This window comes from Mesorhizobium sp. M0518, assembly GCF_040321125.1.
Classification (GTDB): domain Bacteria; phylum Pseudomonadota; class Alphaproteobacteria; order Rhizobiales; family Rhizobiaceae; genus Mesorhizobium.
The window spans coordinates 209,786-233,156 of record NZ_JAMYQY010000001.1; the positions used below are offsets into that span (position 1 = coordinate 209,786).

Here is a 23,371-nt window from a genome sequence, read left to right on the forward strand (position 1 = left end):
TCACCTTATCGGGAGAAGCCGGTTTTCGTCGATATATACGCCACTTAGCATCTGGCGCAACCGGCCGTTGAGCGTTATTGATTTGCAGGGACGTATCATGGGCTGCTGCAACGGAGAAACGCTATGCTCATCCACCGACTTGCCACTTTGACCGGCCTCGCCGTCGCGACCTTGTTCCTGGCCGCGCCAGCCAACGCACTGACGATGGCCGAGTGCAGCACGAAGTATAACGCCGCCAAGGATGCGGGGACACTCGCCGGAGCGACCTGGAATCAGTTCCGCAAGGCTCAATGCGGCACCGATGCCGCGGCAACCACCGACGCCAAGCCGGCCGATACCAAGAAGGCCGCGGAAACGAAGCCGGCCAAGGCTGCCAAGGCTGCCGCCGCGACGGACGACAGCACAGCCAAGGGCCTGACGGCGAAGGAATGCAGCACGAAATACCAGGCGGCGAAGGCTGCCGGCACGCTGAACGGCATGAAGTGGAACGACTTCCGCAAGTCCGAATGCGTCGCCGGTGCATCCGCCGCTGCCGCCGCCAAGCCGGCAACCACCAAGGCTGCCGCGGCTCCCGCCGACGGCAAGGGTCTGAGCATGGCCGAATGCAGCACCAAGTACCAGGCTGCCAAGACGGCCAACACGCTGAAAGGCATGAAGTGGAACGACTTCCGCAAGGCCGAATGCGGTACCGGCGCCTCGGATGACGACAGCGTGCCGGCCGCCGACGAGGCGAGCTACACCAAGGAGCCGGCGAAGCCGACGACGGCTGCGCCCAAGGGCGTCGCTTTCCCGTCCGCGATCTCGGCGAAATATGCCAGCGAGACCCCCGGAAAAGGCCGCATGCACACTTGCCTCGACCAGTACTATGCCCTCAAGGACGCCAATGCGCTTGGCGGCCTGAAGTGGATCCAGAAGGGCGGCGGCTTCTACAGCCTGTGCAACGCCAAGCTCAAGAGCTGATCGCTTAGCCATAGTCTCCAAACAAAGGCCCGCGCATCGCAAGATGCGCGGGCCTTTTTTGTTGCGCGAAGACGCACACTGCCTTGCTCGCATCTGCATGTCGCCGGGCTGCCGGCATCATCAATTCGCCTACACTGCCCACCGCCAAGCTCATCGGTAGTCCGAAAAGATTCTGTTGAACATATAAAGAACAAACCATATACAAAAAGACGTCAAACTTATTATCAACCAGGAGGGTCTTATGCACAGTTTGAAATTGGCGGTATTGGCTGCGACCGCATTTGTCGCTTGGAGCGTCGCCCCCGCAAGCGCACTGACGATGAAGGAATGCGGCGAGACCTATCGAACAGCCAAGGAAGGCGGCACTCTGAACGGCATGGACTGGACGGCTTTTCGCAAGGAGAAGTGCGCGACATCAGCAGCGGACAGTGTCAGCGAGGATACGGTCAAAACCGAGCCGCAGACGAAAAAGGAAACCAGCGCGGCGGTCGCCCCCACTGTAGCGCCCGCGGGCGTGACATTCCCAACCACGCTGGCCGCCGAGTTCAAGACCGAAAAGCCCGCGAAGGCGCGCATGAAGACCTGTCTCCAGGGCTACCATGGCAACAAGGACGCGGGCACGTTGAACGGCCTTCGCTGGATCCAGAAGGGCGGCGGTTATTACAGCCTGTGCAATGCCAAGCTGAAGAGCTGAGCGACAAGACATCTGAAGAAGAGAAGGCCTGCGAACCGCAGGGTTCGCGGGCCTTCTTTGTTGCCTTCGAGGGCACGCCCGCGGCGACGTTGCCAATCTCCCCCGCAAGGGGGGAGATTGGCTATCACCTAGGCTTTCGCCAATCGTCATCGTCGCAGATGCGAGGTCGCGGACAACTCCTCCCCAACGCCAAAAACAAAAAACGCCGCGGAGCAAGCCGCGGCGTTCGATGAAATCAGTGGTCAAGCTCAGCTCGATGGCTGCGGTTCCATGCCGCCTTCGGGCTCCGGCCCCTTCTTGCGCCGGCCGCCGGACTTCGGCACGGCAGAGCCACGGCTCGGCGGCGTGTCGTCGCCAAGGTCGCGCGCTGGCTTATGGCCGGCGATCAACTGCTTGATCTCCTCGCCGGACAGCGTCTCGTATTCCAGCAGGCCCTGCGCCAGCGCGATCCATTCCTTCTTCTTCTTGGTCAGGATGGACTTCGCCGATGAGTAGGCCTCGTCGATCAGGCGGCGCACTTCGGCGTCGATGATCTGCGCCGTTTCTTCCGACACGTTCTGCGTGCGCGCCACCGAGTGGCCGAGGAACACTTCTTCCTGGTTGTCGCCATAAGCGACATGGCCGAGCTTGTCGGAAAAGCCCCAGCGTGTGACCATGGCGCGCGCCAGTTTGGTCGCCTGCTCGATATCCGAAGAGGCACCCGAGGTGATGTTTTCCTTGCCGAACTTGAACTCCTCGGCGACACGGCCGCCCATCATGATGGCGAGCCGCGAGATCATGTATTTGTAGCTCATCGAATAACGGTCGCCTTCGGGCAACTGCATGACCATGCCGAGCGCGCGACCGCGTGGGATGATCGTGGCCTTGTGCAGCGGATCGGCCGACGGCACGTTCAGCGCGAGAATGGCGTGGCCTGCCTCGTGGTAGGCGGTCAGCTCCTTCTCGGCCTGCGTCATGGCCGACGAGCGGCGCTCGGCGCCCATCATGATCTTGTCCTTGGCGTCCTCGAATTCGGCCATGGTGACGAGGCGCTTGTTGCGCCGTGCCGCCATCAGCGCGGATTCGTTGACGAGGTTCATCAGGTCAGCGCCGGAAAAGCCCGGCGTACCGCGCGCGATCACCTTGAGGTCGACATTGGGCGCCAGCGGCACGTTGCGCACATGCACCTTGAGGATCTTCTCGCGGCCGACGATGTCGGGGTTCGGCACCACGACCTGGCGGTCGAAGCGGCCTGGCCTGAGCAGTGCCGGATCGAGCACGTCGGGCCGGTTGGTGGCAGCGATCAGGATGATGCTTTCGTTGGACTCGAAGCCGTCCATCTCGACCAGGAGCTGGTTCAGCGTCTGCTCGCGTTCGTCATTGCCGCCGCCGAGGCCGGCGCCGCGATGACGGCCGACAGCGTCGATTTCGTCGATGAAGATGATGCAGGGCGCGTTCTTCTTGGCCTGGTCGAACATGTCGCGGACGCGGCTTGCACCGACGCCGACGAACATCTCGACGAAGTCAGAACCGGAAATGGTGAAGAACGGCACATTGGCTTCGCCGGCAACCGAGCGGGCGAGCAGCGTCTTGCCGGTTCCCGGAGGGCCGACAAGCAGCACGCCGCGCGGAATCTTGCCGCCGAGCCGCTGGAATTTCTGCGGATCGCGCAGGAACTCGACGATCTCTTCCAGATCTTCCTTGGCTTCGTCGACGCCGGCAACGTCCTGGAAGGTGACGCGGCCATGCGCTTCGGTGAGCAGCTTGGCCTTCGACTTGCCGAAGCCCATGGCGCGACCGGAGCCGGACTGCATCTGGCGCATGAAGAATATCCAGACGCCGAGGATGAGGATCATCGGCAGCCACGAGATCAGATAGCCGAACAGCGAATTGGAACCGTCTGTTTCAGGCCGCGCATTGATGGTGACGTTCTTGTCCTGCAGCCGCGAGACCAGCGAAGGATCGCCGGGCGAATAGGTCTGGAAGCCGCTGGCATTGTCGGTGTAGGTGCCGCTGATACGGGCGCCCGCGATGGTCACCGTCTTGACCCGGCCCGCCGCGACATCCTGCAGGAACTGCGAATAAGGCACATCGCTGGAGGCCCCTCGCGTCTGCGGCGTCTGAAACAGATTGAACAGGGCTATGAGCAGGACCGCTATGATCGCCCAGAGCGCGAGGTTGCGATAGTTCGGATTCATCAATTGTCCCGTTGGCGTCCGCGGGGCGGACACGCGTCATGAGAGGAAACTTGCGCCTAACATAGGGAGAGCGTCCCCCCTTGCCAAGCAGAACAGCACGTCTGGGTTAAGCTTTCGCGCAACCATCAGCCGGCACTGTGGCCGCTGAAAGGCAAGGGCGGCACCGGGGCCGCGCCAATCAGCCCGGCCACGGCCCGCGCCGGCGCCAGGTCGAAGGACGGCAGGAAGCGGGCAAAGGGCGCAACGACCGGCCGCACTTCAACCGCCATTGGCGCCCGGCTATCCCCCGACAAATCAAGGCATTCACCGGCCTGCCACAACGCCGGCTCGGCGGCGAGCGCGGCGCGCATCAGGCTCGGCGGGGTTTTTCCATCGCCCTTCGCCAGCCGCTTCGCCGCTGCTGCGCCGAACGGGGCAATCAACAATGCGCTGCTGCTGTCGTTCAATGTGATGCGCCGGCGGCCATCCCAGACGGTGCCGTCCGTGATGGCAGCGGCGGAGGGCAGGCCGCGCGCCTCGCGGCGCAGGAAGATGCCGGAGCGCCGGGAATCCACAACCGTCCGCGACAATGTGGCGCAAAGAAATCCAGCCCTCAGCCGACCGAACAGAGTCTCGCTGCGGGCCTGATCCGGCAGGAAGGCAATTCCGCCGGCCATGGCCAGCAGGATACGCAACGCATAGACGGCCGCTCGCTCGTCACCTGTGTTCAGCAAAAGCGGATCAAGACGAATGAGCCCGCAGGACAGCCGGGTCGCGAAATCGCCGATCAAACTAGCGGCGGCGAGGCCGAGTTGACTGCGCGCGCGGCCCTCATGCGCGGCCAACGCCAGTGCATCGCCGATGCGCTGTGCACCGTTGCCGTCGGCAAGGGCTGCCCGCATGCGCGGCCGCTCGAAAGCCTCGTCGGCATTGGTCGGGTCGTCGGCCCAGCCGACATTCTCACGCCGCAGGACATCTCGCAGCGCCGCGCGCCGCAACCCGAGAAGCGGCCGCACGATCCACGCGCGAGAGTCATACAGGGTGGCCGGCGCCATGCCGGCAAGTCCCCGGCCTGCCATTTCGGCATGGCCTTGGCCCTCGTCCCGCGCCAATCCTTCTGCGCGCGCTTGCCGCATCAACACCGTCTCCGCCTGGTCATCGGCGGTATGGCCGGTGAGGATCATGCCGACGCCTTCGGCTTGTGCCGCTTCGGACAACAGCCGGTAGCGCGCCTCGCGAGCGGCGGCGGGCAGGCCGGTCGATGGCTTGAGGCCCGACCATGTCAGGATGCGGTGTGAAATTCCGAGTCTGGCGCACAGCTTCGCCACTGCTTGCGCTTCCGCAGCCGAACCGGACCGCAAACCGTGGTCGATCGTCACCGCCAGCAGCTTGGTTGCCGGCGCCGTACGGTCGAGATGGTGTCTGAGAAGAAGGAGCAGGGCGGTCGAGTCGCTGCCGCCGGACACGGCCGCAACAGCGCCGCTGGTAAAATCGATATGCGAAAAAGGGTTAGACGAAAGGTCCGGCTCGGTGTCGAGCATAATGCATGTCGCCCAAAAGTGATCCCGGTTTCAGGACAACGACATGTAGGACAAGGATCAGCAGGCAGCCAGAGCCTTCTCTTGCTTGACGCGTTCCTTGAGCGCACTGGAAATATCAGGGTAGCGCTTGCCGACCTCGCTGAAGGTGGCACAGGCAACATCATGCTGCTTGAGGCCGACCAGCGACACGCCGAGCTTCAGCAACATGTCGGGAGCTTTCTTGGCCTTGGGGTAGTCCTTGCTGGCGGCAAGGAAAGTCTCGGCCGCATCGCGGTATTTCTGCTGGCCGAGCAATGACTCGCCCAGCCAGTAATGCGCGTCCGCCGCCTTCGCATCCCTGGGGAAGCGGGCGATGTGGTCGCGAAAACCCTGCTCGGCGGTGCCGTAGTCGCCCGAGAGGATGAACTGGTATGAGTTGCGGTAAAGCTCCTCCGGGTTGTTGGTGGCGGGCAACGCCGCGACTACCGTGTCGGACTTGCCGGCCTTGGGCGCCGCCCCGGCGACTGGCGCGGTGTCCTGCGCCGGCGCGGTCGATTGTGTGTTGCCGCCGGCATCGATGACATTGCCATTCTTGTCGACGGTGATGGTGCCGAAATTCTTTTCCGGCGCTCCCGTACCGGGAATGACCTTGCCGGGGTCGCCATCGGGAGATTCGACGATGACGTCCTCGACCGTCTTGCCGCCTGCCGACTGGTCGTTGGCGGGCGCGGCGCCGGCATCGGCCGGCGCCCGTATTGCCGGGGCCGCCGCCACGTCGTTGTCGGGGCCGGTGGTGGCGTCCGATTTCTTCTGCGCCGGCGGCTGCCCGCCTTGCGTGCCGCCACCTTCCAGCTGCTGGAAGCGGAATTCATTATCTTCCTGCTGCTTGCGAATCTGCTCCTGCATCTGCAGGACCTGGAAATTGAGTTCCTCGATCTTGCCGTTCATCTGCCGCAGTTGCTCTTCCAGGCTGGTGACAGCGGCAGGATCGGACTGCACCAGCTGAACCTGGTCCGGTTTCTTCTTTTGACCAAAAAACCCCGGCAATTCGATACTGGGAAGATGGAAGGTAAAGCCGCTGTCGGTTGATTGCCCTGTGCCACTAGCCAAGGCGGTGACGCCTGATAGGAGCAGCAGCGCAAGCGTGCCGCTCAGAACCGATCTCAAATGCATGTGCCTCTCGCAGTGATTTCGTTAGCTTGTTCGCGCCTTCCAATCAGAATGGGACCAGCCAAGCGCCCTCGGCTCATAGCAGGAGCCGAGACTTCGGCCAAATTTTGTTTCGAGCATCCGGATATGAAAAAGGCGGCCCCAGGGCCGCCTTTCGCGCAGGTATGTTGCATTTTTACCGCTAGACGGCCGCGCGTTCTTTGACGCGCCGGTCGGCTGCGTGATGCCTCAGGAGCCAGCACCGCTGAGCGTGGTGACCGCGCGGCGATTCTGCGACCAGCAGGAGATGTCGTCGCAAACCGCGACCGGACGTTCCTTGCCGTAGGAAATGGTCTTGAGACGGCTGGCCGAGACGCCCTTGGCGACAAGGAAGTCACGGGTGGCGGCGGCGCGGCGGGCGCCGAGCGCCAGATTGTATTCGCGCGTTCCGCGTTCGTCGGCATGGCCTTCGACGACGATGGCATACTGCTTGTACTGATTCAGCCACTGCGCCTGGCGCGAGAGCGTCGTCTGCGCGTCGGCACGGATCGAGGTCGAGTCCGTATCGAAGAAGATGCGGTCGCCAATGTTGACGGTGAAGTCCTGCGCCGAGCCGGGCGTCGCCGCGCCGGCGCCGTTGAGGCCAAGATCGGCCGCGTTGTTCGGCGTCTTCTTCGAGGCGCAACCGGCGATGGCGAGCATCGCCACCAGCGCGATCATGACCGGGTTTCTGGTAAGTGCTGCGATACGGCCCATGCCGCCTCTCCTTCGTATTTCGAGTGATCTACTTTGAGTGATTTCGTTGATCACCCAGTAACCACGTTTGGGTTAACCGGCATTCAAGAAACACGGTTAAATTTTGGTTTAAGCTGCCCGTCCGCAGCCGTTTCGGCCTGAAGCCACAGTTCACGCGGACCCTAGGCGTAAATACGGCCAAAAGGCGGCCAAGGCATGGAAAAGGGGCCGAAACGGCCCCTTCTCAGCATGTGTGGCAATTCAGCCGAACCTATTCGAGCAGCGGCGACCAGGCCGGGTCCGAAGCGAAGTTCGCCGTTGGGATCGATTGCTCGTTGCGTCCGGTCAGATCGACCGAAACCAGTTTGGGGCCACCGGCGGAATCGCGGAAGAACATCAGCACGCGGCCGTTCGGCGCCCAGGTCGGTCCCTCCTGCTGGAAGCCGGAGGACAGGATGCGCTCTCCCGAGCCGTCGGTCTTCATGACGCCGATCTGGAATTCGCCGCCGGTCTGCTTGGTGAAGGCGATGAGGTCGCCGCGCGGCGACCATACCGGTGTCGAATAGACGCCGTCGCCAAAGGAGATGCGGGTCTGACCAGAGCCGTCGGCGCCCATCACGTAGATCTGTGCGCGGCCGCCACGGTCGGAGGTGAACACCACCTTGCTGCCGTCGGGCGAATAGGACGGCGAGGTGTCGATGGCGGTCGAATTGGTCAGCCGCGTCGTCGAACGGCTGCGCAGGTCCATAGCGAAGATGTTGGAATTGCCGTCGTCGCGCAGCAAGCTCATGATCACCTTCTGGCCGTCGGGCGAAAAGCGCGGCGCAAAGGTCATGCCGGGGAAATTGCCGACCAGTTCGCGCTGCCCCGTTTCGATCTGCAGCAGGTAGACCCGCGGCTGGCCGCTCTCATACGACATGTAGGTGATTTCCTGCCGGTTCGGCGAGAAACGCGGCGTCAGCACGATCGACCTGCCGTCCGAGAGATAGCGCACATTGGCGCCGTCCTGGTCCATGATCGCGAGGCGCTTCTTGCGCGCATTCTTGGCGCCGGATTCGTCGATGAAGACGACGCGGGTGTCGAAATAGCCTTTTTCGCCGGTCAGCCGCTCATAGATGGCGTCGGCGATGATGTGGGCGACACGCCGCTGATTGGCGTCGTTGGCGAAGAACTGCTCGCCGGCCATCTGCTGGCCGGCAAAGGTATCCCACAACCGGTACTGGGCGCGGATGCGGCCGTCGGCTTCTTTGCTGACGCTGCCGGTGACCAGCGCCTGCGCGTTGATCACCTTCCAGTCGTCGAAGCGCGGCGCTGCATCGGGGTTGGTGATCTTCTCGATAAAGGCGCTCTTGTCGATCGGAGCGAACAGACCCGAACGCTTCAAATCGGCGGTGACGATCTGCGAAATCTGAGCCCCAAGCGCGTCGCCGCCCTGGAAATCTGTGATGGCGATCGGCAGCGGCTCGACGTTGCCCTTGTTGACGTTGAGCTCGACCAGCGCCAGCGCCGGCAACGTGCTGGCAGTGGTCATGCCCATCGCCATTGCTGAGACCATCAGGAGCGGCTTGAGGATTGATTTCATGTCTTCTCGCTTCTCGTACTGATTTTCGGATACGCGGGCCGCCTTAGAGGCCCAGCATCTCCCTTGGATCGAAGGTGACGCGGACGTCGGCCCAGATATCCTGCTTGCCGGCGGGAACCTGCAGGCCGGTGACATCGCATTTTTGCACCGCACGAACGGCACTTTCGTCGAACTGGCGGTTTCCGCTCGACGTTTCGACCGCCGGGCGTCCGTCCAGCTTGCCGGAGGCATCCAGGTTGAACCGCACCACGACGACGAAGTTCTCGGAACCTTCAAGGCCCGCGGGAAGAGTCCAGCAGCCACCAAGCTGGCTTTCCAGGGCGCCCATTTCGGACCTGGAAAGCTTCTGGCCCTGATCCTTGTCGCCGCCAAGCGACGCCTGCTGGGTCGAGCGCTTGGCGCCGCCGCCGGATGGTTTCTGCTTGTCGAGCAGCGCGGAGATCTCGTCGGCGTTGAACTGCTTGTCATCGGACTTCGGCTTCGACGAGGCTTCCTTAACCGGCTTGTCGGCGTTCTTCCGCTCCGGCGCCTTGGCGCTTTCGGCCTGCGCAGGCTGCGGCTTCGGCCGCGCTTCCGGCGCGGGCGCCGAGTCGGGCAGCTGCGTCGCCTCGGCGGGCGGCTCCTGCGCTATGGCTTCAGCGACGGCGTCGGGTTTGACCTCGGGCGTTGGATCGATGGCAGCGGTCTTGTCCTGCGGCGGCGGAGTTGGCGCCGGCTTGGCCGGTGTCGGCTTGGGGTCGGCCTGCTTGACCGGCTCGGGCTTGACCTCTTCCTTGGGCGTTGGCGCCGGCGCCACTTCCGTTGCCGGGGTGGGCTTGGGCTTTTCCTGCGGCTTCGGCACGTCCTCGGGCTTCGGCTTTTCGATCGGGGTCGGCGCGGGCGGCGGAGCCGAGGTCATGTCGACGGGCTTCGGCTTGGCTTCCGGCGTTATCGGCTTGTCGGTGTCGACGCTGTTCTCGCCGACCTTCTGCGCATCCGGAACGATGTCCGGGCGCTGCGTCGGCACGGGTGCCGGCTTTTCGTGCATCACGGCCTTCTTGTCGCCCTGCAACGTCTGCGCAATGGCTTCCATCGGCACGATATCGACCGCGACCGACTCGACGTCGGAGGACGGAAGCGCGGCCGGCGCCGTCAGCGTGAACAAGCCGAAGGTCAGCGCCGCCGCATGCAAGATCACCGATGTGGTGAGGCCGGTCTTCATCGTCTGTCTACTGATCCTGTTCCTGCAATGAAATCAGGCCCATATTCTTGTAGCCAGCGGCCTGGATGAGGGCCATCACCTTCATCGCGGTGCCGTAGTTGGTTAACTTGTCGCCGCGGATGAAGATGCGCTCGTCATAGCCGGTCTTGGAAATCGCCTGCAGCTTGGCCACCAACTCTTCCTGCGGGATTTCGGTCTCCTGCAGGAAAATCTTGCCCGTGGCGTCGATCGTAACCATGATTGGCTGGGTATCGGCATTCATCGCCTTGGCCTGCGTCTCCGGCAGGTCGACCGGCACGCCGACCGTCAGCATTGGTGCGGCGACCATGAAGATGATCAGCAGCACCAGCATCACGTCGACCATCGGCGTGACGTTGATCTCGGACATCAGTGCATGGTGACGGCCGCGCCGCCTGTGGCCGCGCCCGCCGCGTCCTCCCATGCCCATGGACATACCCATCTGCTACTCCTCAGGCCTTAGGGGCCACTTTTTCATCGATTTGGCGCGAGAGTATGGCGGAGAACTCGTCGGAGAACCCTTCCATGCGCACGGCTATCTTGCTCGCGTCGGACGACAGCTTGTTGTAGGCGATGACGGCCGGAATGGCGGCGAGCAGGCCGATGGCCGTCGCCAGCAACGCTTCGGCAATGCCGGGCGCAACCACCGCGAGACTGGTGTTCTTGGAGCCGGCGATCGCCTGGAACGAGGTCATGATGCCGATGACGGTGCCGAACAGGCCGATAAAGGGTGCCGCCGAGCCGGTGGTGGCAAGGAAACCGAGGCGCCCTTCCAGCTTTTCCATCTCGCGGGTCAGCGCCAGGTCCATTGCCTTGTCGATGCGGGTCTGCAGGCCGAGCGGCGACTTGGCGCCCTTCTCGAAACTCTTCTTCCACTCGCGCATGGCGGCAACGAAAATGGCGCCCATGCCGGTGGTCTTGCGGTCGGCGAGCGTGCGGTAAAGCTCCTCCAGCGACTGCCCCGACCAGAACACCTGTTCGAACCGGTTGAGCGCCAGCCGCATGCGGGCATAGGAAACCAGCTTGTCGACGATGATCGCCCAGGTCCAGACCGAGGCGCAGAGCAGGCCGATCATGACCAGCTTGACCACCCAACTGGCCGAAACGAACAGCGACCAAACCGACAATTGCGCGCCCGGATCGGCGAGTGCGATATTTTCCATCGTTACGTCCTTAAGATTTTCCGGGCGAAGCTGGCGGCTGGCCCCTGGCATCCCTTGTGGTCGGTTCGCACGAAGCTACCGGAACAACCCCAAACTGTGCCGTTATCGGCCTTTTCGGGGCAAATATTGGTGAAAGGAAGGCGTTCGATAACGCCAATCTTCGCCAATCTCTTCATGAACCGTTATGGTTAAGGATGGGTTAGTATATAAGGCGCGGCGCATTGCCACGCCCCGCGGCAAGGCCATCAATTCAATGGCTGCGCCTAGGGTGTGCTGAGATTCAGGTCAGGCCGAGCCGAAAACGGTAGATTCCGAGAACCGGAGCGGAGCGTACTTTTCGTACGCGAGCACCGGAAGCGCAGGAAGCTGCTGTTTGCAGGCCGGCATCACCTGAATATCAGCGCACCCTCGGCATGAACGCCGCCACCCATTCCTTGGGAAAACGCCTTGGGCGGCCATTCTCGCCGATGATCGCCGCCTCGACCTTGGCCTCGACCAGCACCTCGTCGCTGCGCTTGAGCTGCTGCGCCATGAAGATGCGCGCGCCGGAAATCTCCTCGGTGCGGGTGTCGACCGTCAGGATGTCGTCAATGCGGGCGGGGCCGCGAAAGTCGATCTCCATGCGGCGCACCACCCAGACTATTCTTTCGCCATGCTTGCCGTCGGCAAGCTCGGTGTGGTGCACGCCGGTCAGCCGGAGATAGTCGGAGCGGCCGCGTTCGAAGAATTCGAGATAGCGCGCATGGTAGACGACGCCGGAGAAATCCGTGTCGGCATAATAGACCCGCGCCATCAGCCGGTGGCCGAACGCCGTCAGCGCACCGGAAAGCCCAGCCAGCAGCGTCGCCGATTCACCATGATCGCCCATTGCGCTTCCTTTTTCAGCCCCGACGAGGCACCTGTTTCCCGCGTGGCACAGCATCGGATGGCACTGTTGACGGCGATGATCAAGACCTTGATGGCGGCGCTGCTTGTGCTCGCGGCCTTGGCGTGGCCCAGCCAGGCGGCGAGCTTTTCGATGAAGCGCGGCCTCAATCTCGACCAATGGGTCACATGGCCCGGCGAAGACCAATGGGGCGACGCCAAGGCCATCCTGCCCTATCCGGAGTGGCGCAAATTCCTTGGGGAGAACGATCTCAAGGCACTGAAGGATGCCGGCCTCGATTTCCTGCGCATGCCGGTCGACCCTTCGCCTTTCCTGTCCGACCAGACCGTGGCCTTGCGTGACGACCTCTATGCCAGCGTGCTGGACTCCGTGCGCATGATCAACCGCGCCGGACTGAAAGTCGTCGTCGACATGCACCTGATCCCGGCCGGCGGCAGCCGCAAGATCGGCATGGCGCAAGTGATGGAAGACCCGCGGACCTTCGACGCCTATCTCGAGATGGTGCGCAAGATGGCCCGCACGCTGGCCGGCGAAGATCCCAGACAAGTGGCTCTCGAGCCGATGAACGAACCGATCGTCGACTGCGACAGCGACGGCACCAGCCTGTGGCCGGACCGCCAGCGCAAACTGTTCGCGGCAGCGCGATCCTCGGCCACCAAGCTAACCTTGATCCTGACTGGTGCCTGCTATTCCGCTGCGAACTCGCTGGAAAAGATCGACCCGAAAACAATACCGGACGACAACGTCATCTGGACCTTCCATTCCTACGATCCGTTCCTGCTCACCCATCAGGGCGCAACCTGGGCCGGCGACTTCATCCCCTATGTGACTGGCCTGCCCTATCCGCTGAGCGCGGTGCCCAAGGCACAGCTCGACGTGACGCTCGACACCATCCGCGCCAGGATCAAGGCCGAGGCGCCATGGACGCGGCAGAGCGGCCTGCTTGCCTATCTCGACGAACAGGTCGCCAGCATGGACAGCCCCGACAAACTGCTCGGCTTGATGGATGCGCCGTTCAAAAAGGTCGAGGCATGGGCGAAGGCCAACCGCGTCAAGCCGGAAAACATCACGCTGGGCGAGTTCGGCATGATCCGCCAGGAATATGGCAATTCCTATGTGATGCCCGCCGAATACCGGGCCGCCTATGTCGGGGACATGATCGGGCGTGCCGAAGCACATGGCTTCTCATGGTCGGTGTGGAGCTATGGCGGCGCCTTCGGCATCGTCGACGCCTTCAACGGCGACAAGGCCGAGCCGGATGTAATGGACGTGATCCGTGGGCTGCGTTGATCGCTCACGGACGGCGCGCCGGAAAATTACTCTTCCTGGAACAGGTTGATCTGCTGCTGCGCCAGATCCTTCGGCGCGTCGAGGCCGAGATGGCGCCAGGCATTGGCCGTCAGCATGCGGCCGCGCGGCGTGCGCTGGATGAAGCCCTGCTGGATCAGATAAGGCTCGATGATGTCTTCGATGGCGTCGCGCGGCTCGGACAGACCGGCGGCGATCGTCTCGATGCCGACCGGCCCGCCGCCGAAATTGCGCGCGATCATCGACAGGTAACGGCGGTCGAGCGCGTCGAGGCCGAGCGCATCGACCTCCAGCCGAGTGAGCGCCTCGTCGGCGATCTTGCGGTCGACATGGCCGTCGCCGGCCACCGAGGCGAAATCGCGCACACGGCGTAAGAGCCGGCCGGCGATGCGTGGCGTTCCGCGGGCGCGCCGCGCGATTTCCAGCGCACCGTCATCGCCGAGCGGCATCTGCAGGATGCGAGCACCGCGCCGCACGATCTGCTCCAACTCCTCGACCGTGTAGAAATTGAGCCGCACCGGAATGCCGAAACGGTCGCGCAGCGGGTTGGTCAGCAGGCCGAGCCGCGTGGTGGCGGCGACCAGGGTGAAGCGGGCGAGGTCGATCTTGACCGAGCGTGCGGCCGGTCCCTCGCCGATGATCAGGTCGAGCTGGAAATCCTCCATCGCCGGATAGAGTATCTCCTCCACCGCCGGGCTCAGCCGATGGATCTCGTCGATGAACAGCACATCGCCTTCCTCGAGATTGGTCAGCAGCGCGGCAAGATCGCCGGCCTTGGCGATGACCGGGCCGGAGGTCGAGCGGAAATTGACGCCGAGCTCACGCGCCATGATCTGCGCAAGCGTCGTCTTGCCGAGGCCCGGCGGCCCGACGAACAGCACATGGTCGAGCGCCTCGTTGCGGCCCTTGGCGGCCTCGATGAACACTTTGAGATTGGCCCGCACCGCCGCCTGGCCGACGAAATCGTCAAGCGTCTGCGGCCGCAAGGTCTGCTCGGCATCCTCGCCGCGTTTTTCCGGCGCAATCAGGCGGGGCGACAGGCTCATGCGAGCAGTTCCATACTGGCAATGGACTTGGCGGCCCGCTGATCGAACGTGACTGTATGCGAGCAACCCAGATTTCGATTGTGCTCGGCGATCAGCGCATCGGCAAAATCTACCTGCGGCAAATTTGATCTTTCGAGCGCAATCACGATGGCATCGAAATCTTCGAACAACAGTGTCTTGACCTTCAACAGTCTCTGGATTGCCGCCTGCATCTGCTCTTTCGGTAGTCTGTAGCGCGAAATCAACGACCAGCTGAATTCCACCAGCACGATCAAGCTGACGAAGCCGGGAGCATCGTCGCTGAGGCCTTCGCCGAATGCGAGGGCTTTCGCCCGTTGCTCTGCATCGTCGTTCAGCACCATTCGAAGCAGAACGTTCGTATCAATGCCGATCGACGTCACTCGTCGCCCTCTCGTCCGCCTTGCGATCCGTCTCCGACAACATGCCTACCAACTGCATCCCGCACCGCGAGGTCGATTTCCTCCAGTGACGCCGGACCGCCGGGCGGATCGCCCAGAAATCCGGCGAGGTCCGCAAAGTCGAGATTGCGCGGTGTTCCAATCAGGTAGCCATCCATGACCGTCCAGGCGATCATGTCACCCGTTTTGAGTGACAGCGCATCCCGGACATCTTTTGGAATTGTAAGCTGACCCTTCGAGGTCAGACTGGCGTAAGCACCCATTTTCTTACTTTCTAAGAAATTTCCTACCAATCATATGATAGTTGGAATTTTCTTTTCCAACAACCATATCACTGCGCCAGTTCCTTCAGCCCGAAGCGGATCAGCTTCGGCGCATCGGCATCCTCGCCCGCCGTCTTCAGCGCCGCCGCCACAGCATTGGCGGCGGTGTCGCGCGAATAGCCAAGATTGACCAGCGCCGAGACCGCGTCGGTTATCGGCGCGGATGCCACGCCGTCGCCGAGCTCTTGTTTCAGGCCGATGGTGCCCGAGGCGGTGCCGGCATAGGCCGGCGCCTTGTTCTTCAATTCGGTGACGATGCGCTCGGCCACTTTCTTGCCGACGCCGGGCGCGCGCGAAACCATGGCGATGTCGCGCAACGCAATGGCGTTGGCGAGATCCGCCGGCGCCAACGTCGACAGGATGGCCAGCGCCACCTTGGCGCCGACGCCCGGCACATTGTTCATCAGCAACCGGAACCACTCGCGCTCGAGCTGCGACTGGAAGCCGTAGAGGCGCAGCATGTCCTCGCGCACATAGGTCTCGATGAACAGCACCACCGCTTCGCCGGGCGAAGGCAGCGCGGCCAGCGTGCGCGCCGAGCAATAGGCGACATAGCCGACGCCATGGATATCGACGAGACAATGGTCCTCGTCGACCTCGTCGAGCGTACCCTTGAGCTTGCCGATCATGCCAGACCTTTCATGGAAGATGGGCTCTCATGGGTGCGTCTCAGGAGAGATGATGTCGAGCTCCGGGAAGTAACTGCGGTAACGCGCGGCGTCGCGGGTCAAAAGACGATGTCCAGCGACGGTCGCGTGAGCGCCGATAAAGAAATCGGGCAAGGTTCTTTCCCTGTTGCCCCCGGCCCGGCGATAGCGGGAATGCGTGACGCCCGCAAGGAATGCCGCGTCCCAAGGTACAAGTTCGCGATCCATCTCAAGCATGTCGACTGCTTTTCGAAGCGCCGTTTCCGTCGCTATCAGTGGCGCGAGTTCGGACCAAATGATGGTGTTGACCACCAAGGCTCCATCACGGCGGCAGGAAGCAATCGCCGACGCCGACCATCCTTTCAGCGGTCCGGCTGGACCCCAAACGTCGATCAGGACATTTGTGTCAATCAACGTCGAGATCTTCACGCGGCCCCCTCAACCACTCCATGTACTGATCGGTGGTCATGCCTCCCAGATCCAACGTCCCCTCCATCCGGTCGAGGACATCGCTGAACCTGCGCAATTTGTCTTCCTGGGAGAGGTTCTCGTTGACGGCAACCAGCCGAACGCCCTCGTCGGTGGCCACGAACTCCACCTCGGAGCCCGGGGCGATGCCCAGACGGTCCCTTATCGGCTTGGGGATTGTAACTTGCCCCTTGGTGGTCACGCGCATGGTAATACCTCTGCGGTATTACTTATCCCTGCAACGTGAACAAGTCAAGAACATAGCTAGCCGGCCAGCGCCATCCTGTAGGCCACGCTTTGCCGATGATGCGCGTGGCAGATGGCGATGGCCAGCGCGTCGGCGGCATGTTCGGTATCGAAGACGGCTTTTGGCAACAGCACCTTCACCATCATGTGGATCTGCTTCTTGTCGCCATGACCGACGCCGATCACCGCCTTCTTGACGGCGTTGGGCGCATATTCGGCAACGACGAGACCGGCACGCGCCGGCACCAGCATGGCGATGCCACGTGCCTGGCCGAGCTTCAGCGTCGCCACGGCGTCCTTGTTGACGAAGGTCTGTTCGACCGCCGCCTCGTGCGGCATCGCGCTGTGCAGGATATCCGCCAGCCCGTCATGCAGCTGGCACAGCCGCGTTGCCAGCGCCGCCTTGTCGTCGGACTTCACAGTGCCTGAAGCAATAAAGCGCAGCGAATTGCCGAGGCTTTCGACGATGCCCCAGCCGGTGCGCCGAAGCCCCGGATCGATACCGATGATGCGAATCGCTTCCGCCATTTGCCGACTTTACCTCCGGCCCACAGCGATGCCAGCGAAATGTGAACAAACCGGAAACAGAAAGACAGACCGAGGTCTAACCCCGAGCGAAAGCCGTGTTGAGCAGGCTGATCTGGTCGGAAACCGGATTGAGGCGGCGCGCCATCGGTTGCATGTCGACCAAGGCGCCCGAGCCATAGATCTCCTCGTCCATGCGGCGCACCAGTGCTTGCAGGCGCAGCGAGCGGGTGACGAGGTCGAGGAAATCCTCGGGCAGCTCGGCCCAGCCGGTGGCTTCGTCATGGGCGGAAGCGGTGTCGAGGCGCACCTTGGACTTTTCCGACGCGACCTGGTCGCGGGTCATCTCGCCGGAATTGGCGGCGCGCTGCAAAAGCAGCCAGGACGCAACCTGCATCAGCCTGGTGGTCAGCCGCATCGATTCGGCCGCATAGAGCGTGGCGCCCAGCCGCGACAGTTTCTTTGCCTCGGCCCGGCCCTTGCCGTCGAGATATTCGGCGGCCTGTTCGACCAGGCCCATGCCTTCCTGGTAAAGCGGCTTGAAGGATTGCGAGAAAACCCGGCGCTCCGCCAGCTTGACGGTTTTCGCACTGCCCTTCGAAGGCTCGTTCATTGATACGCCCCTGCACTTGCAACCGGCCGATTCGGCTCCCTGCCGATACACCCGGAACCCTATCTGACTGAAGCTTGAAAATGCGCTTCGTCACTGGCGAAGGCAAGCACATGTTTAACAGAAGGTTAACGGCGAGCCGCCATTGGGCGGCCCCCTTCGAGATGCGGACAAAAAGGGAAATGAAGACAAAAAAAGAGCCGCGGATAAGGCGGCTCTCAGGAGTTTAACAGGGAGGCGTCAAACAAAGTGGCTCCAACCACTCGGTAAGAATCCAGATCACTGGATGAACATAGTAAACACCTGTAAAGCTTAATGAAGCCTTAACGGCGCGGATGTTTTTTGACCGAACGCCGCCATACTGTGCCGTAACAGCACAGCATCTCCTACGTCAGGCTAGCTCAGGCTGTCCTCCAGACGGCGGGCAAGGCGATGAAGGCAAACAACAGCATGGCCGCGTAGAAGCCCATCGAGGAGGCCGCCACCAGCGGTTCGATCGCGGCATTGCCGGCAAGCAGGAAATAGAGGCCGATCAGCAGGCCGATACCGCTGATTGCGGTCAGCCAGAAATGAACGGTAGCGAGCGTCTTCTGCCCGATTGCCGGAAACAAATGGTAGAAGAAGGCGAAGACCGCCGACATCAGCCATCCGGCCACCATCGTGTGGGCGTGGGTCGGCATCTGTCCGTGATCCTGGCTGATCGCCATGTACAGGCCGAGCGCCATGCCGCACAGCGAATAGATGATGGCCAGCGTGAAGAAATTCCGTGCTATCCCTTGCATAATGGTCCCCCGAATTGCCTTTTCCCGTTTGCGGGAATGGGTTGATCGTCAGGCGATTGTTGTCGCCACCGGGCTCCCGGCACTGGCGCACTAGCATCGGCAGCGTATCCGGACGATGTCGCGCCAACCCCTCCCGACATCCGTATATTAGCAGAAAATCAGATAGTGCATTCACAATCTCGGCGACTTCGTACGTTGAGGGAAGGCTGAAACAGAGCCGGATTTTTCGCGACATCGTTCCGAAACAGGCGCCACGCTAAACGCCCGCTCCTCTGACGGCCGGCGCAAATCAGCGCTGCCGCAAACCTGACCAGACACTGCAGGAGCAACCCATGGACTGGTACTCGATCGTCAAATTCCTCCACGTCACTACCGCCATTCTGTGGGTCGGTGGCGGCTTCGTGCTGTTCCTGCTGGGCATGCTTGCCGAGCGGGCGGGCAACATAGAGGAAAAACTGCAGGCAATGCGCGCCAGCGGTCAGCTGGGCGGCAGGTTCTTTGCGCCGATGTCGATGCTGACGCTGATTTTCGGCCTCATCATGTGCTGGTTCTGGGTCGGCTTCTCCGACCTATGGATCCTCATCGGCCTGGCCGGCTACGCCACGACCTTTTCGATCGGCATGTTCATCTTCAAGCCGACCGGCGAGCGCATGGGCGCAATGATCGCCAAGGAGGGCGTCACACCAGAGGTTCTTGCCATCGGCCAGCGTATGATGAGCGCGGCGCGCTTCGACTATGCGGTGATGCTGGTCATCATTGCCGACATGGTGCTCAAGCCGACCGTGCATGACATCGGTATCCTCGCCGGCATGGTGCTGGTCGTCTTGATCGGCGCCACACTGGCCTTTGGCGGCAACCATCGCCTGGTTCCGAGCGCTGCCTGACCCCTGATGACGGGCGGCGGCGCAGCCGCCTATCTACATAAGACCTGCGATGCCATCCCACAGCAGCTTCAGCGCCACGACCGCGACGGTTGCGTAGGTGAAGGGATAGAAGGTTTCCGGCCGCATCCGGCGCACCAGCCAGGCCCCGGCAATGGTCGACAGCGGCGCGAGCGGCATCAGCACCGCCGATGCCGTCAGATTGGCGGTGTCGAACTGGCCGAGCGCGAAATAAGGCACAAGCTTCAGCGCATTGGTGGCGGCAAAGAAGATCGCGGCGGTGCCCGACAGAACCTTCGGATCGAGCCGGATCGGCAAGGCATAGACCTGGAAGGGCGGCCCGCCGACATGGGCGACGAAGCTGGTGAAACCCGCGACCGTGCCCCAGACGGCGGCGGCGACACGGTTGGGCTTGGCCGCGTGGTTGGCGCCATGGCGAAACTGCAGATAGAGCCAGCGCAGGACGAAAATGATGGCGACGGCGCCGACGATCAGCCGCACCGCTTCTTCGGTGACCAGTGCCGCCGTCAGCCAGCCAAGGCCGATGCCGATGACGGCGCCCGGCATCATGTCGATCAGCATCTTGCGGTCATAGACCCCCCACCATGTCCACACCGAGACGATGTCCATCAAGCACAGGATCGGCAACAGGATGGCGGCTGCCTGCACCGGTGGCATGGTCAGCGCCATCAGCGGCACGCCGACGAAACCGACGGCGCCGCCGAAGCCGCCCTTGGACAGGCCGACCAGAATGACCGCCGGAAGGGCAGCCGCGTAGAACCACGGATCGAGAAGCAGGCCGGACATGGGAGGGGGACTGGTCTGGAGGGAAAGCGTATCGACGCTTGAATAGCCCAGAATCCCGAGCGGGGCGACAACAAATATCGGCAGGGCCGCCCCATCCCTTGGCTGTCGGCGCCTTTGCCTATCGGCGGGCCGAGACCAGCAGGAACATCGGCCGCTCTAGCTCCTCAGCCAGTTCGGGTTTGGCCGCAATCTGTGCGTCGGTCGGGCGGAATTCCTCGACATGGTCGATGGTGAAGCCGGACCGGATCAGAGCGTTGAGCGTGGTGCCGATCGTGCGGTGATGTTTCACCACACCCTTGGCCAGCCAGTCCGTCCGGCGCGGTCCTTCAACCAGGTACTGGTCGACAGGCCATGTCTTGCGGCCCTCGGCATCGATTGCCCAGCCGGGATTGGTCGGCGCCATGAAAATCGGATGCTCGGTCGAGAAGACGAAATGCCCGCCGGGCGCCAGCGCCTGATGCACGGTCCTGAACAGACGCATCACGTCCTCGACATAGTGCAAGGCGAGCGAACTGTAGACGAAATCGAAGCTGGCTTGCCGCAGGCTGAGCTGATCGAGGTCGGCCGTCTCATAGGTGATGCCGGCGTCCGGGCCGGCCGCTCTCGCCCGGGCAAGCATCTTTTCCGACAGGTCCAGGCCAAGCACATGCACCGCCCCGTGCTCGTGCGCCCAGCGGCAGAACCAGCCGAATCCGCAGCCGAGATCGGCGACTCTCGAGCCGCTGACATCAGGCAGCATCGCGCGCAGCGCCGGCCACTCGGCGGCGCCATCCAGACCTTCGACGGAACGGCCGAGCTGGCTGTAGCCTGCGAAGAAATCCTCCCGGTCGTATATATTCTGCGCCATGACGGTCTCGATTCGTTTGGCCGGCACCCTAACCAACCGGCCCGGCTTTCCACCCGGCTTCGATCGGCCCTCTGAAAACATGGCCGAGCCCAGCCTGGCTCAGGAAGCCTGCAAGGCCTTTACCCTGTCACGAGGCGCGGTTGCATCGAGCGGCGGCGGCCGCCGCCGGATCGGCTGCGCCTTGATGATGGCGGTGCTGGTCTCGGCCTTGTCGGCGATGCGGTCGAGAATCCCGTCGAGATCACCGATCGAGCGCACGAACAGCCGGGCGACGAAACAGTCATCGCCCGTCACCTTGTCGCATTCGCCGAATTCGGGGATTTCCTCGATCAGCTTCTGGACGATGTGCAGCTTGCCCGGCAGAGGCCGGATGCGCACGATCGCCTGCAAGGTATAGCCGAGCGCCAGCGGATCGATCTCGACAGTGAACGCCCGGATGACGCCGCGCTCCTCGAGCCGTCGAAGCCGCTCCGAAACGCTTGGCGACGACAGCCCGACCTGGCTGGCCAGCTCCTTCAGCGAGGTCCGCGCATCCTTGACCAGGATTTCAAGGAGATTTCGGTCGAGATCATCAAGCATTTTACATTTCTCGCTGATTTGGAACCACCGCCTAATATAATTAGGTAACTTATTCATACATCCTTTCTGATCGGATGGAAAGCCGCGTTTCCGCATGAGATTATGACGGTTCAACTGATACGGAGGTTTGTTGTGAACGATACAGTGCGTGGCACGGTCGAAATGTCCGCCGCAATGGCGATCCTGGGAACGATCGGATGGTTCGTCGTCCTGTCCGGCCAGCCGATCATGGATGTGGTGTTCTGGCGCTGCGCGTTCGGCGCGCTGACGCTGCTCATCATCGGCACCGCCCTGGGGCTGCTGCGCAACCGACTGTCGTTGCGCATCATCGGCATCGCCGCGCTCGGTGGCGTCGCCATCGTCGTCAACTGGCTTTTGCTGTTCAGCGCCTTCTCCCGCGCGTCGATCTCGATCGCCACCGCCGTCTACAACACGCAGCCCTTCATGCTGGTCGGCTTCGGCGCGCTCTTCTTCGCCGAGCGGCTGACCTTGACCAAGCTGACCTGGCTGGCCATCGCCTTCGCCGGCATGGTGCTGATCGTTGAGGCCGCTCCCGACGCCGGTGATGTCGGGACGGATTACTTTACCGGCATCGTCATGGCATTAGGCGCGGCTTTCTTCTGGGCCGTCGCCGCTATCGTCACCAAGAAGCTCAAGGGCACGCCGCCGCACCTGATCGCGCTGATCCAGGTCTGCGTCGGCGTGGTCATGCTGGCGCCGTTCGCCAATTTTTCCCAGCTTCCGGCCGATGCGTGGAGCTGGACCATGCTGGCGACGCTCGGCATCGTCCACACCGGCCTCATGTACATATTGATGTACGGCGCCATCCAGAAGCTGCCGACGCATCTGCAGGGGTCGCTGTCCTTCATCTACCCCGTCGTCGCCGTCCTGGTCGATGTCGTCGCGTTCGGCCATCGGCTGCATCTGAGCCAGATCGTCGGCGCCACCGCCATCCTGATCGCCGCCGCCGGCATGAATCTCGGCTGGACGCTGTGGAAGGGCAAACCGCCCATCGCAAGCCCGCACCCGATCAAGTAAAGCGGTCCGCCGGCGTCTGGCGGGCCAACATCGCGATCCCGGCTGCCCGCCTGTTCAAAGCGGGCACTTTGCTCTATGCCGCAATCCAACCATCTTCGCCCGGCATAGGCGAAACGCGGGACCCGAAGAACCATGAATGACGCAACGCCCCCCAACCGCTGTCGCATTGTGCTGATCGCGCCGCCCGGCGTGCCGGCGGCCCGAATCGCCGCGGCATTCGAAGGCGGCGACGTCGCTTCGCTGATCCTGCCCGAGAACGGCATGGATGAGGCCTCCTTCCAGGCTTTCGCCGAACAGATCGTGCCGGCAGCGCAAGCCGCCGGTGCGGCCGTTATTATCGCCGGCGACACCCGCATAGCCGGCCGCGTCCAGGCCGACGGCATCCATGTCGAGGTCTCCAAGGCCGAGCTGGCCGAGACGATCGAACACTTCCAGGCAAAGATGATGGTCGGCACCGGCGGCGCCAAGACGCGTGACGACGCGCTCGAGCTTGGCGAGACACGGCCCGACTACATCTTCTTCGGCCGCTTCGGCTACGACAACAAGCCCGAACCACACCCGCGCAACCTGTCGCTCGGCAGATGGTGGGCGGATATGATCCAAATCCCGTGCATCGTCATGGCCGGATCCGACATCGCCTCGGTCGAAGCCGTGGGCGCCACCGGTGCCGAATTCGTGGCGCTGTCGAGCGCCGTGTTCGCCGACGGCACCGATCCTAGGACAGCGGTCGCCAGCGCCAACGCGCTGCTCGACGAAACCGCGCCACGCTTCGAGGACTGAC

The 23,371-nt window shown here is 62.8% G+C and carries 27 protein-coding genes; 6 read left to right on the forward strand and 21 right to left on the reverse strand.

Going from position 1 to position 23,371, the window contains the following annotated elements:
* Positions 1 to 123: 123 nt before the first annotated feature.
* Both NKI66_RS01035 and NKI66_RS01040 read left to right on the forward strand, forming a co-directional pair.
* Positions 124 to 960 (forward strand): hypothetical protein, encoded by an 837-nt coding sequence (locus NKI66_RS01035; RefSeq protein ID WP_023811862.1) that lies wholly within the window; start codon positions 124 to 126, stop codon positions 958 to 960.
* Positions 961 to 1,201: 241 nt separating this feature from the next.
* Complete coding sequence (locus tag NKI66_RS01040; protein ID WP_023811860.1) at positions 1,202 to 1,654, forward strand: hypothetical protein; 453 nt, start codon at positions 1,202 to 1,204, stop codon at positions 1,652 to 1,654.
* 248 nt (positions 1,655 to 1,902) lie between these two features.
* On the opposite strand, the gene ftsH is transcribed toward NKI66_RS01040, so the two are convergent.
* From ftsH to ybgC, 9 genes are all read right to left on the reverse strand, one after another.
* The gene (ftsH, locus tag NKI66_RS01045) at positions 1,903 to 3,831 is read right to left on the reverse strand and encodes an ATP-dependent zinc metalloprotease FtsH (protein WP_023811859.1); all 1,929 of its coding nucleotides are present in this window, start codon (positions 3,829 to 3,831) and stop codon (positions 1,903 to 1,905) included.
* A gap of 125 nt (positions 3,832 to 3,956) precedes the next feature.
* A complete protein-coding gene (tilS, locus tag NKI66_RS01050; RefSeq protein WP_128305348.1) occupies positions 3,957 to 5,351 on the reverse strand; it encodes a tRNA lysidine(34) synthetase TilS in 1,395 nt (464 codons plus the stop codon).
* Positions 5,352 to 5,408: 57 nt separating this feature from the next.
* Entirely contained in the window at positions 5,409 to 6,503 is a 1,095-nt protein-coding gene (gene ybgF, locus NKI66_RS01055) for a tol-pal system protein YbgF (protein WP_128305347.1), read from the reverse strand.
* 225 nt (positions 6,504 to 6,728) lie between these two features.
* On the reverse strand, positions 6,729 to 7,235 hold the full coding sequence (pal, locus tag NKI66_RS01060) for a peptidoglycan-associated lipoprotein Pal (protein WP_013529149.1): 507 nt from the start codon (positions 7,233 to 7,235) through the stop codon (positions 6,729 to 6,731).
* Positions 7,236 to 7,485: 250 nt separating this feature from the next.
* Positions 7,486 to 8,769, reverse strand: a complete 1,284-nt coding sequence (tolB, locus tag NKI66_RS01065; RefSeq protein WP_502895187.1) for a Tol-Pal system beta propeller repeat protein TolB — start codon at positions 8,767 to 8,769, stop codon at positions 7,486 to 7,488.
* 70 nt (positions 8,770 to 8,839) lie between these two features.
* On the reverse strand, positions 8,840 to 9,997 hold the full coding sequence (tolA, locus tag NKI66_RS01070) for a cell envelope integrity protein TolA (RefSeq protein WP_352750567.1): 1,158 nt from the start codon (positions 9,995 to 9,997) through the stop codon (positions 8,840 to 8,842).
* A 7-nt stretch (positions 9,998 to 10,004) separates the two neighbouring features.
* Positions 10,005 to 10,457 (reverse strand): protein TolR, encoded by a 453-nt coding sequence (tolR, locus tag NKI66_RS01075; RefSeq protein WP_352750569.1) that lies wholly within the window; start codon positions 10,455 to 10,457, stop codon positions 10,005 to 10,007.
* 10 nt (positions 10,458 to 10,467) lie between these two features.
* Positions 10,468 to 11,178 carry a protein TolQ gene (gene tolQ / locus NKI66_RS01080; RefSeq protein ID WP_013529145.1) on the reverse strand — a complete coding sequence of 237 codons (711 nt, stop codon included), beginning with the start codon at positions 11,176 to 11,178 and terminating at the stop codon, positions 10,468 to 10,470.
* A gap of 397 nt (positions 11,179 to 11,575) precedes the next feature.
* Complete coding sequence (gene ybgC, locus NKI66_RS01085) at positions 11,576 to 12,046, reverse strand: tol-pal system-associated acyl-CoA thioesterase (protein ID WP_352440961.1); 471 nt, start codon at positions 12,044 to 12,046, stop codon at positions 11,576 to 11,578.
* A gap of 57 nt (positions 12,047 to 12,103) precedes the next feature.
* On the opposite strand from ybgC, the gene NKI66_RS01090 reads away from it, so the two are divergent.
* On the forward strand, positions 12,104 to 13,354 hold the full coding sequence (locus NKI66_RS01090) for a glycoside hydrolase family 5 protein (protein ID WP_352440962.1): 1,251 nt from the start codon (positions 12,104 to 12,106) through the stop codon (positions 13,352 to 13,354).
* A 26-nt stretch (positions 13,355 to 13,380) separates the two neighbouring features.
* Here the strand turns inward: NKI66_RS01090 and ruvB are convergent, their stop codons facing one another.
* From ruvB to NKI66_RS01135, 9 genes are all read right to left on the reverse strand, one after another.
* Positions 13,381 to 14,418: a Holliday junction branch migration DNA helicase RuvB gene (gene ruvB, locus NKI66_RS01095; RefSeq protein WP_023811851.1), complete on the reverse strand. Its 1,038-nt coding sequence runs from the start codon at positions 14,416 to 14,418 to the stop codon at positions 13,381 to 13,383.
* On the reverse strand, positions 14,415 to 14,819 hold the full coding sequence (locus NKI66_RS01100; RefSeq protein ID WP_127296186.1) for a type II toxin-antitoxin system VapC family toxin: 405 nt from the start codon (positions 14,817 to 14,819) through the stop codon (positions 14,415 to 14,417). Before NKI66_RS01100 ends, ruvB begins: the two co-directional genes overlap by 4 nt.
* The gene (locus tag NKI66_RS01105; protein ID WP_023811849.1) at positions 14,816 to 15,100 is read right to left on the reverse strand and encodes an AbrB/MazE/SpoVT family DNA-binding domain-containing protein; all 285 of its coding nucleotides are present in this window, start codon (positions 15,098 to 15,100) and stop codon (positions 14,816 to 14,818) included. Before NKI66_RS01105 ends, NKI66_RS01100 begins: the two co-directional genes overlap by 4 nt.
* A gap of 68 nt (positions 15,101 to 15,168) precedes the next feature.
* Positions 15,169 to 15,789 carry a Holliday junction branch migration protein RuvA gene (ruvA, locus tag NKI66_RS01110; RefSeq protein ID WP_023811848.1) on the reverse strand — a complete coding sequence of 207 codons (621 nt, stop codon included), beginning with the start codon at positions 15,787 to 15,789 and terminating at the stop codon, positions 15,169 to 15,171.
* A gap of 27 nt (positions 15,790 to 15,816) precedes the next feature.
* Positions 15,817 to 16,236, reverse strand: coding sequence for a type II toxin-antitoxin system VapC family toxin (locus NKI66_RS01115; protein ID WP_352440965.1), 420 nt, complete (start codon positions 16,234 to 16,236; stop codon positions 15,817 to 15,819).
* Positions 16,214 to 16,483, reverse strand: a complete 270-nt coding sequence (locus tag NKI66_RS01120) for an AbrB/MazE/SpoVT family DNA-binding domain-containing protein (RefSeq protein WP_023811846.1) — start codon at positions 16,481 to 16,483, stop codon at positions 16,214 to 16,216. The genes NKI66_RS01115 and NKI66_RS01120 overlap by 23 nt, the downstream gene beginning before the upstream one ends.
* A 56-nt stretch (positions 16,484 to 16,539) precedes the next feature.
* Complete coding sequence (ruvC, locus tag NKI66_RS01125) at positions 16,540 to 17,049, reverse strand: crossover junction endodeoxyribonuclease RuvC (protein ID WP_127296188.1); 510 nt, start codon at positions 17,047 to 17,049, stop codon at positions 16,540 to 16,542.
* Between the two features lie 76 nt (positions 17,050 to 17,125).
* Positions 17,126 to 17,659: a protease adaptor protein RcdA gene (gene rcdA, locus NKI66_RS01130; RefSeq protein ID WP_023811844.1), complete on the reverse strand. Its 534-nt coding sequence runs from the start codon at positions 17,657 to 17,659 to the stop codon at positions 17,126 to 17,128.
* 398 nt (positions 17,660 to 18,057) lie between these two features.
* Positions 18,058 to 18,438: a hypothetical protein gene (locus NKI66_RS01135; RefSeq protein ID WP_023811843.1), complete on the reverse strand. Its 381-nt coding sequence runs from the start codon at positions 18,436 to 18,438 to the stop codon at positions 18,058 to 18,060.
* Positions 18,439 to 18,770: 332 nt separating this feature from the next.
* Here NKI66_RS01135 and NKI66_RS01140 point away from each other — a divergent pair, with 332 nt between their 5' ends.
* Positions 18,771 to 19,322, forward strand: a complete 552-nt coding sequence (locus NKI66_RS01140) for a DUF2269 family protein (RefSeq protein WP_023811842.1) — start codon at positions 18,771 to 18,773, stop codon at positions 19,320 to 19,322.
* A 33-nt stretch (positions 19,323 to 19,355) separates the two neighbouring features.
* Here NKI66_RS01140 and NKI66_RS01145 read toward each other — a convergent pair whose 3' ends face one another.
* The 3 genes from NKI66_RS01145 to NKI66_RS01155 form a co-directional block, all read right to left on the reverse strand.
* On the reverse strand, positions 19,356 to 20,126 hold the full coding sequence (locus NKI66_RS01145) for a sulfite exporter TauE/SafE family protein (RefSeq protein ID WP_023811841.1): 771 nt from the start codon (positions 20,124 to 20,126) through the stop codon (positions 19,356 to 19,358).
* A 118-nt stretch (positions 20,127 to 20,244) separates the two neighbouring features.
* On the reverse strand, positions 20,245 to 20,973 hold the full coding sequence (locus NKI66_RS01150) for a class I SAM-dependent methyltransferase (RefSeq protein WP_128305340.1): 729 nt from the start codon (positions 20,971 to 20,973) through the stop codon (positions 20,245 to 20,247).
* Positions 20,974 to 21,072: 99 nt separating this feature from the next.
* Positions 21,073 to 21,552: an Lrp/AsnC family transcriptional regulator gene (locus tag NKI66_RS01155; RefSeq protein ID WP_023811840.1), complete on the reverse strand. Its 480-nt coding sequence runs from the start codon at positions 21,550 to 21,552 to the stop codon at positions 21,073 to 21,075.
* A 132-nt stretch (positions 21,553 to 21,684) separates the two neighbouring features.
* Here NKI66_RS01155 and NKI66_RS01160 point away from each other — a divergent pair, with 132 nt between their 5' ends.
* Together NKI66_RS01160 and NKI66_RS01165 are read left to right on the forward strand one after the other, a co-directional pair.
* Positions 21,685 to 22,590 carry a DMT family transporter gene (locus NKI66_RS01160; RefSeq protein WP_352750571.1) on the forward strand — a complete coding sequence of 302 codons (906 nt, stop codon included), beginning with the start codon at positions 21,685 to 21,687 and terminating at the stop codon, positions 22,588 to 22,590.
* A 132-nt stretch (positions 22,591 to 22,722) separates the two neighbouring features.
* Positions 22,723 to 23,370, forward strand: coding sequence for a thiamine phosphate synthase (locus NKI66_RS01165; RefSeq protein ID WP_023811838.1), 648 nt, complete (start codon positions 22,723 to 22,725; stop codon positions 23,368 to 23,370).
* The last annotated feature ends 1 nt before the right edge of the window (position 23,371 follow it).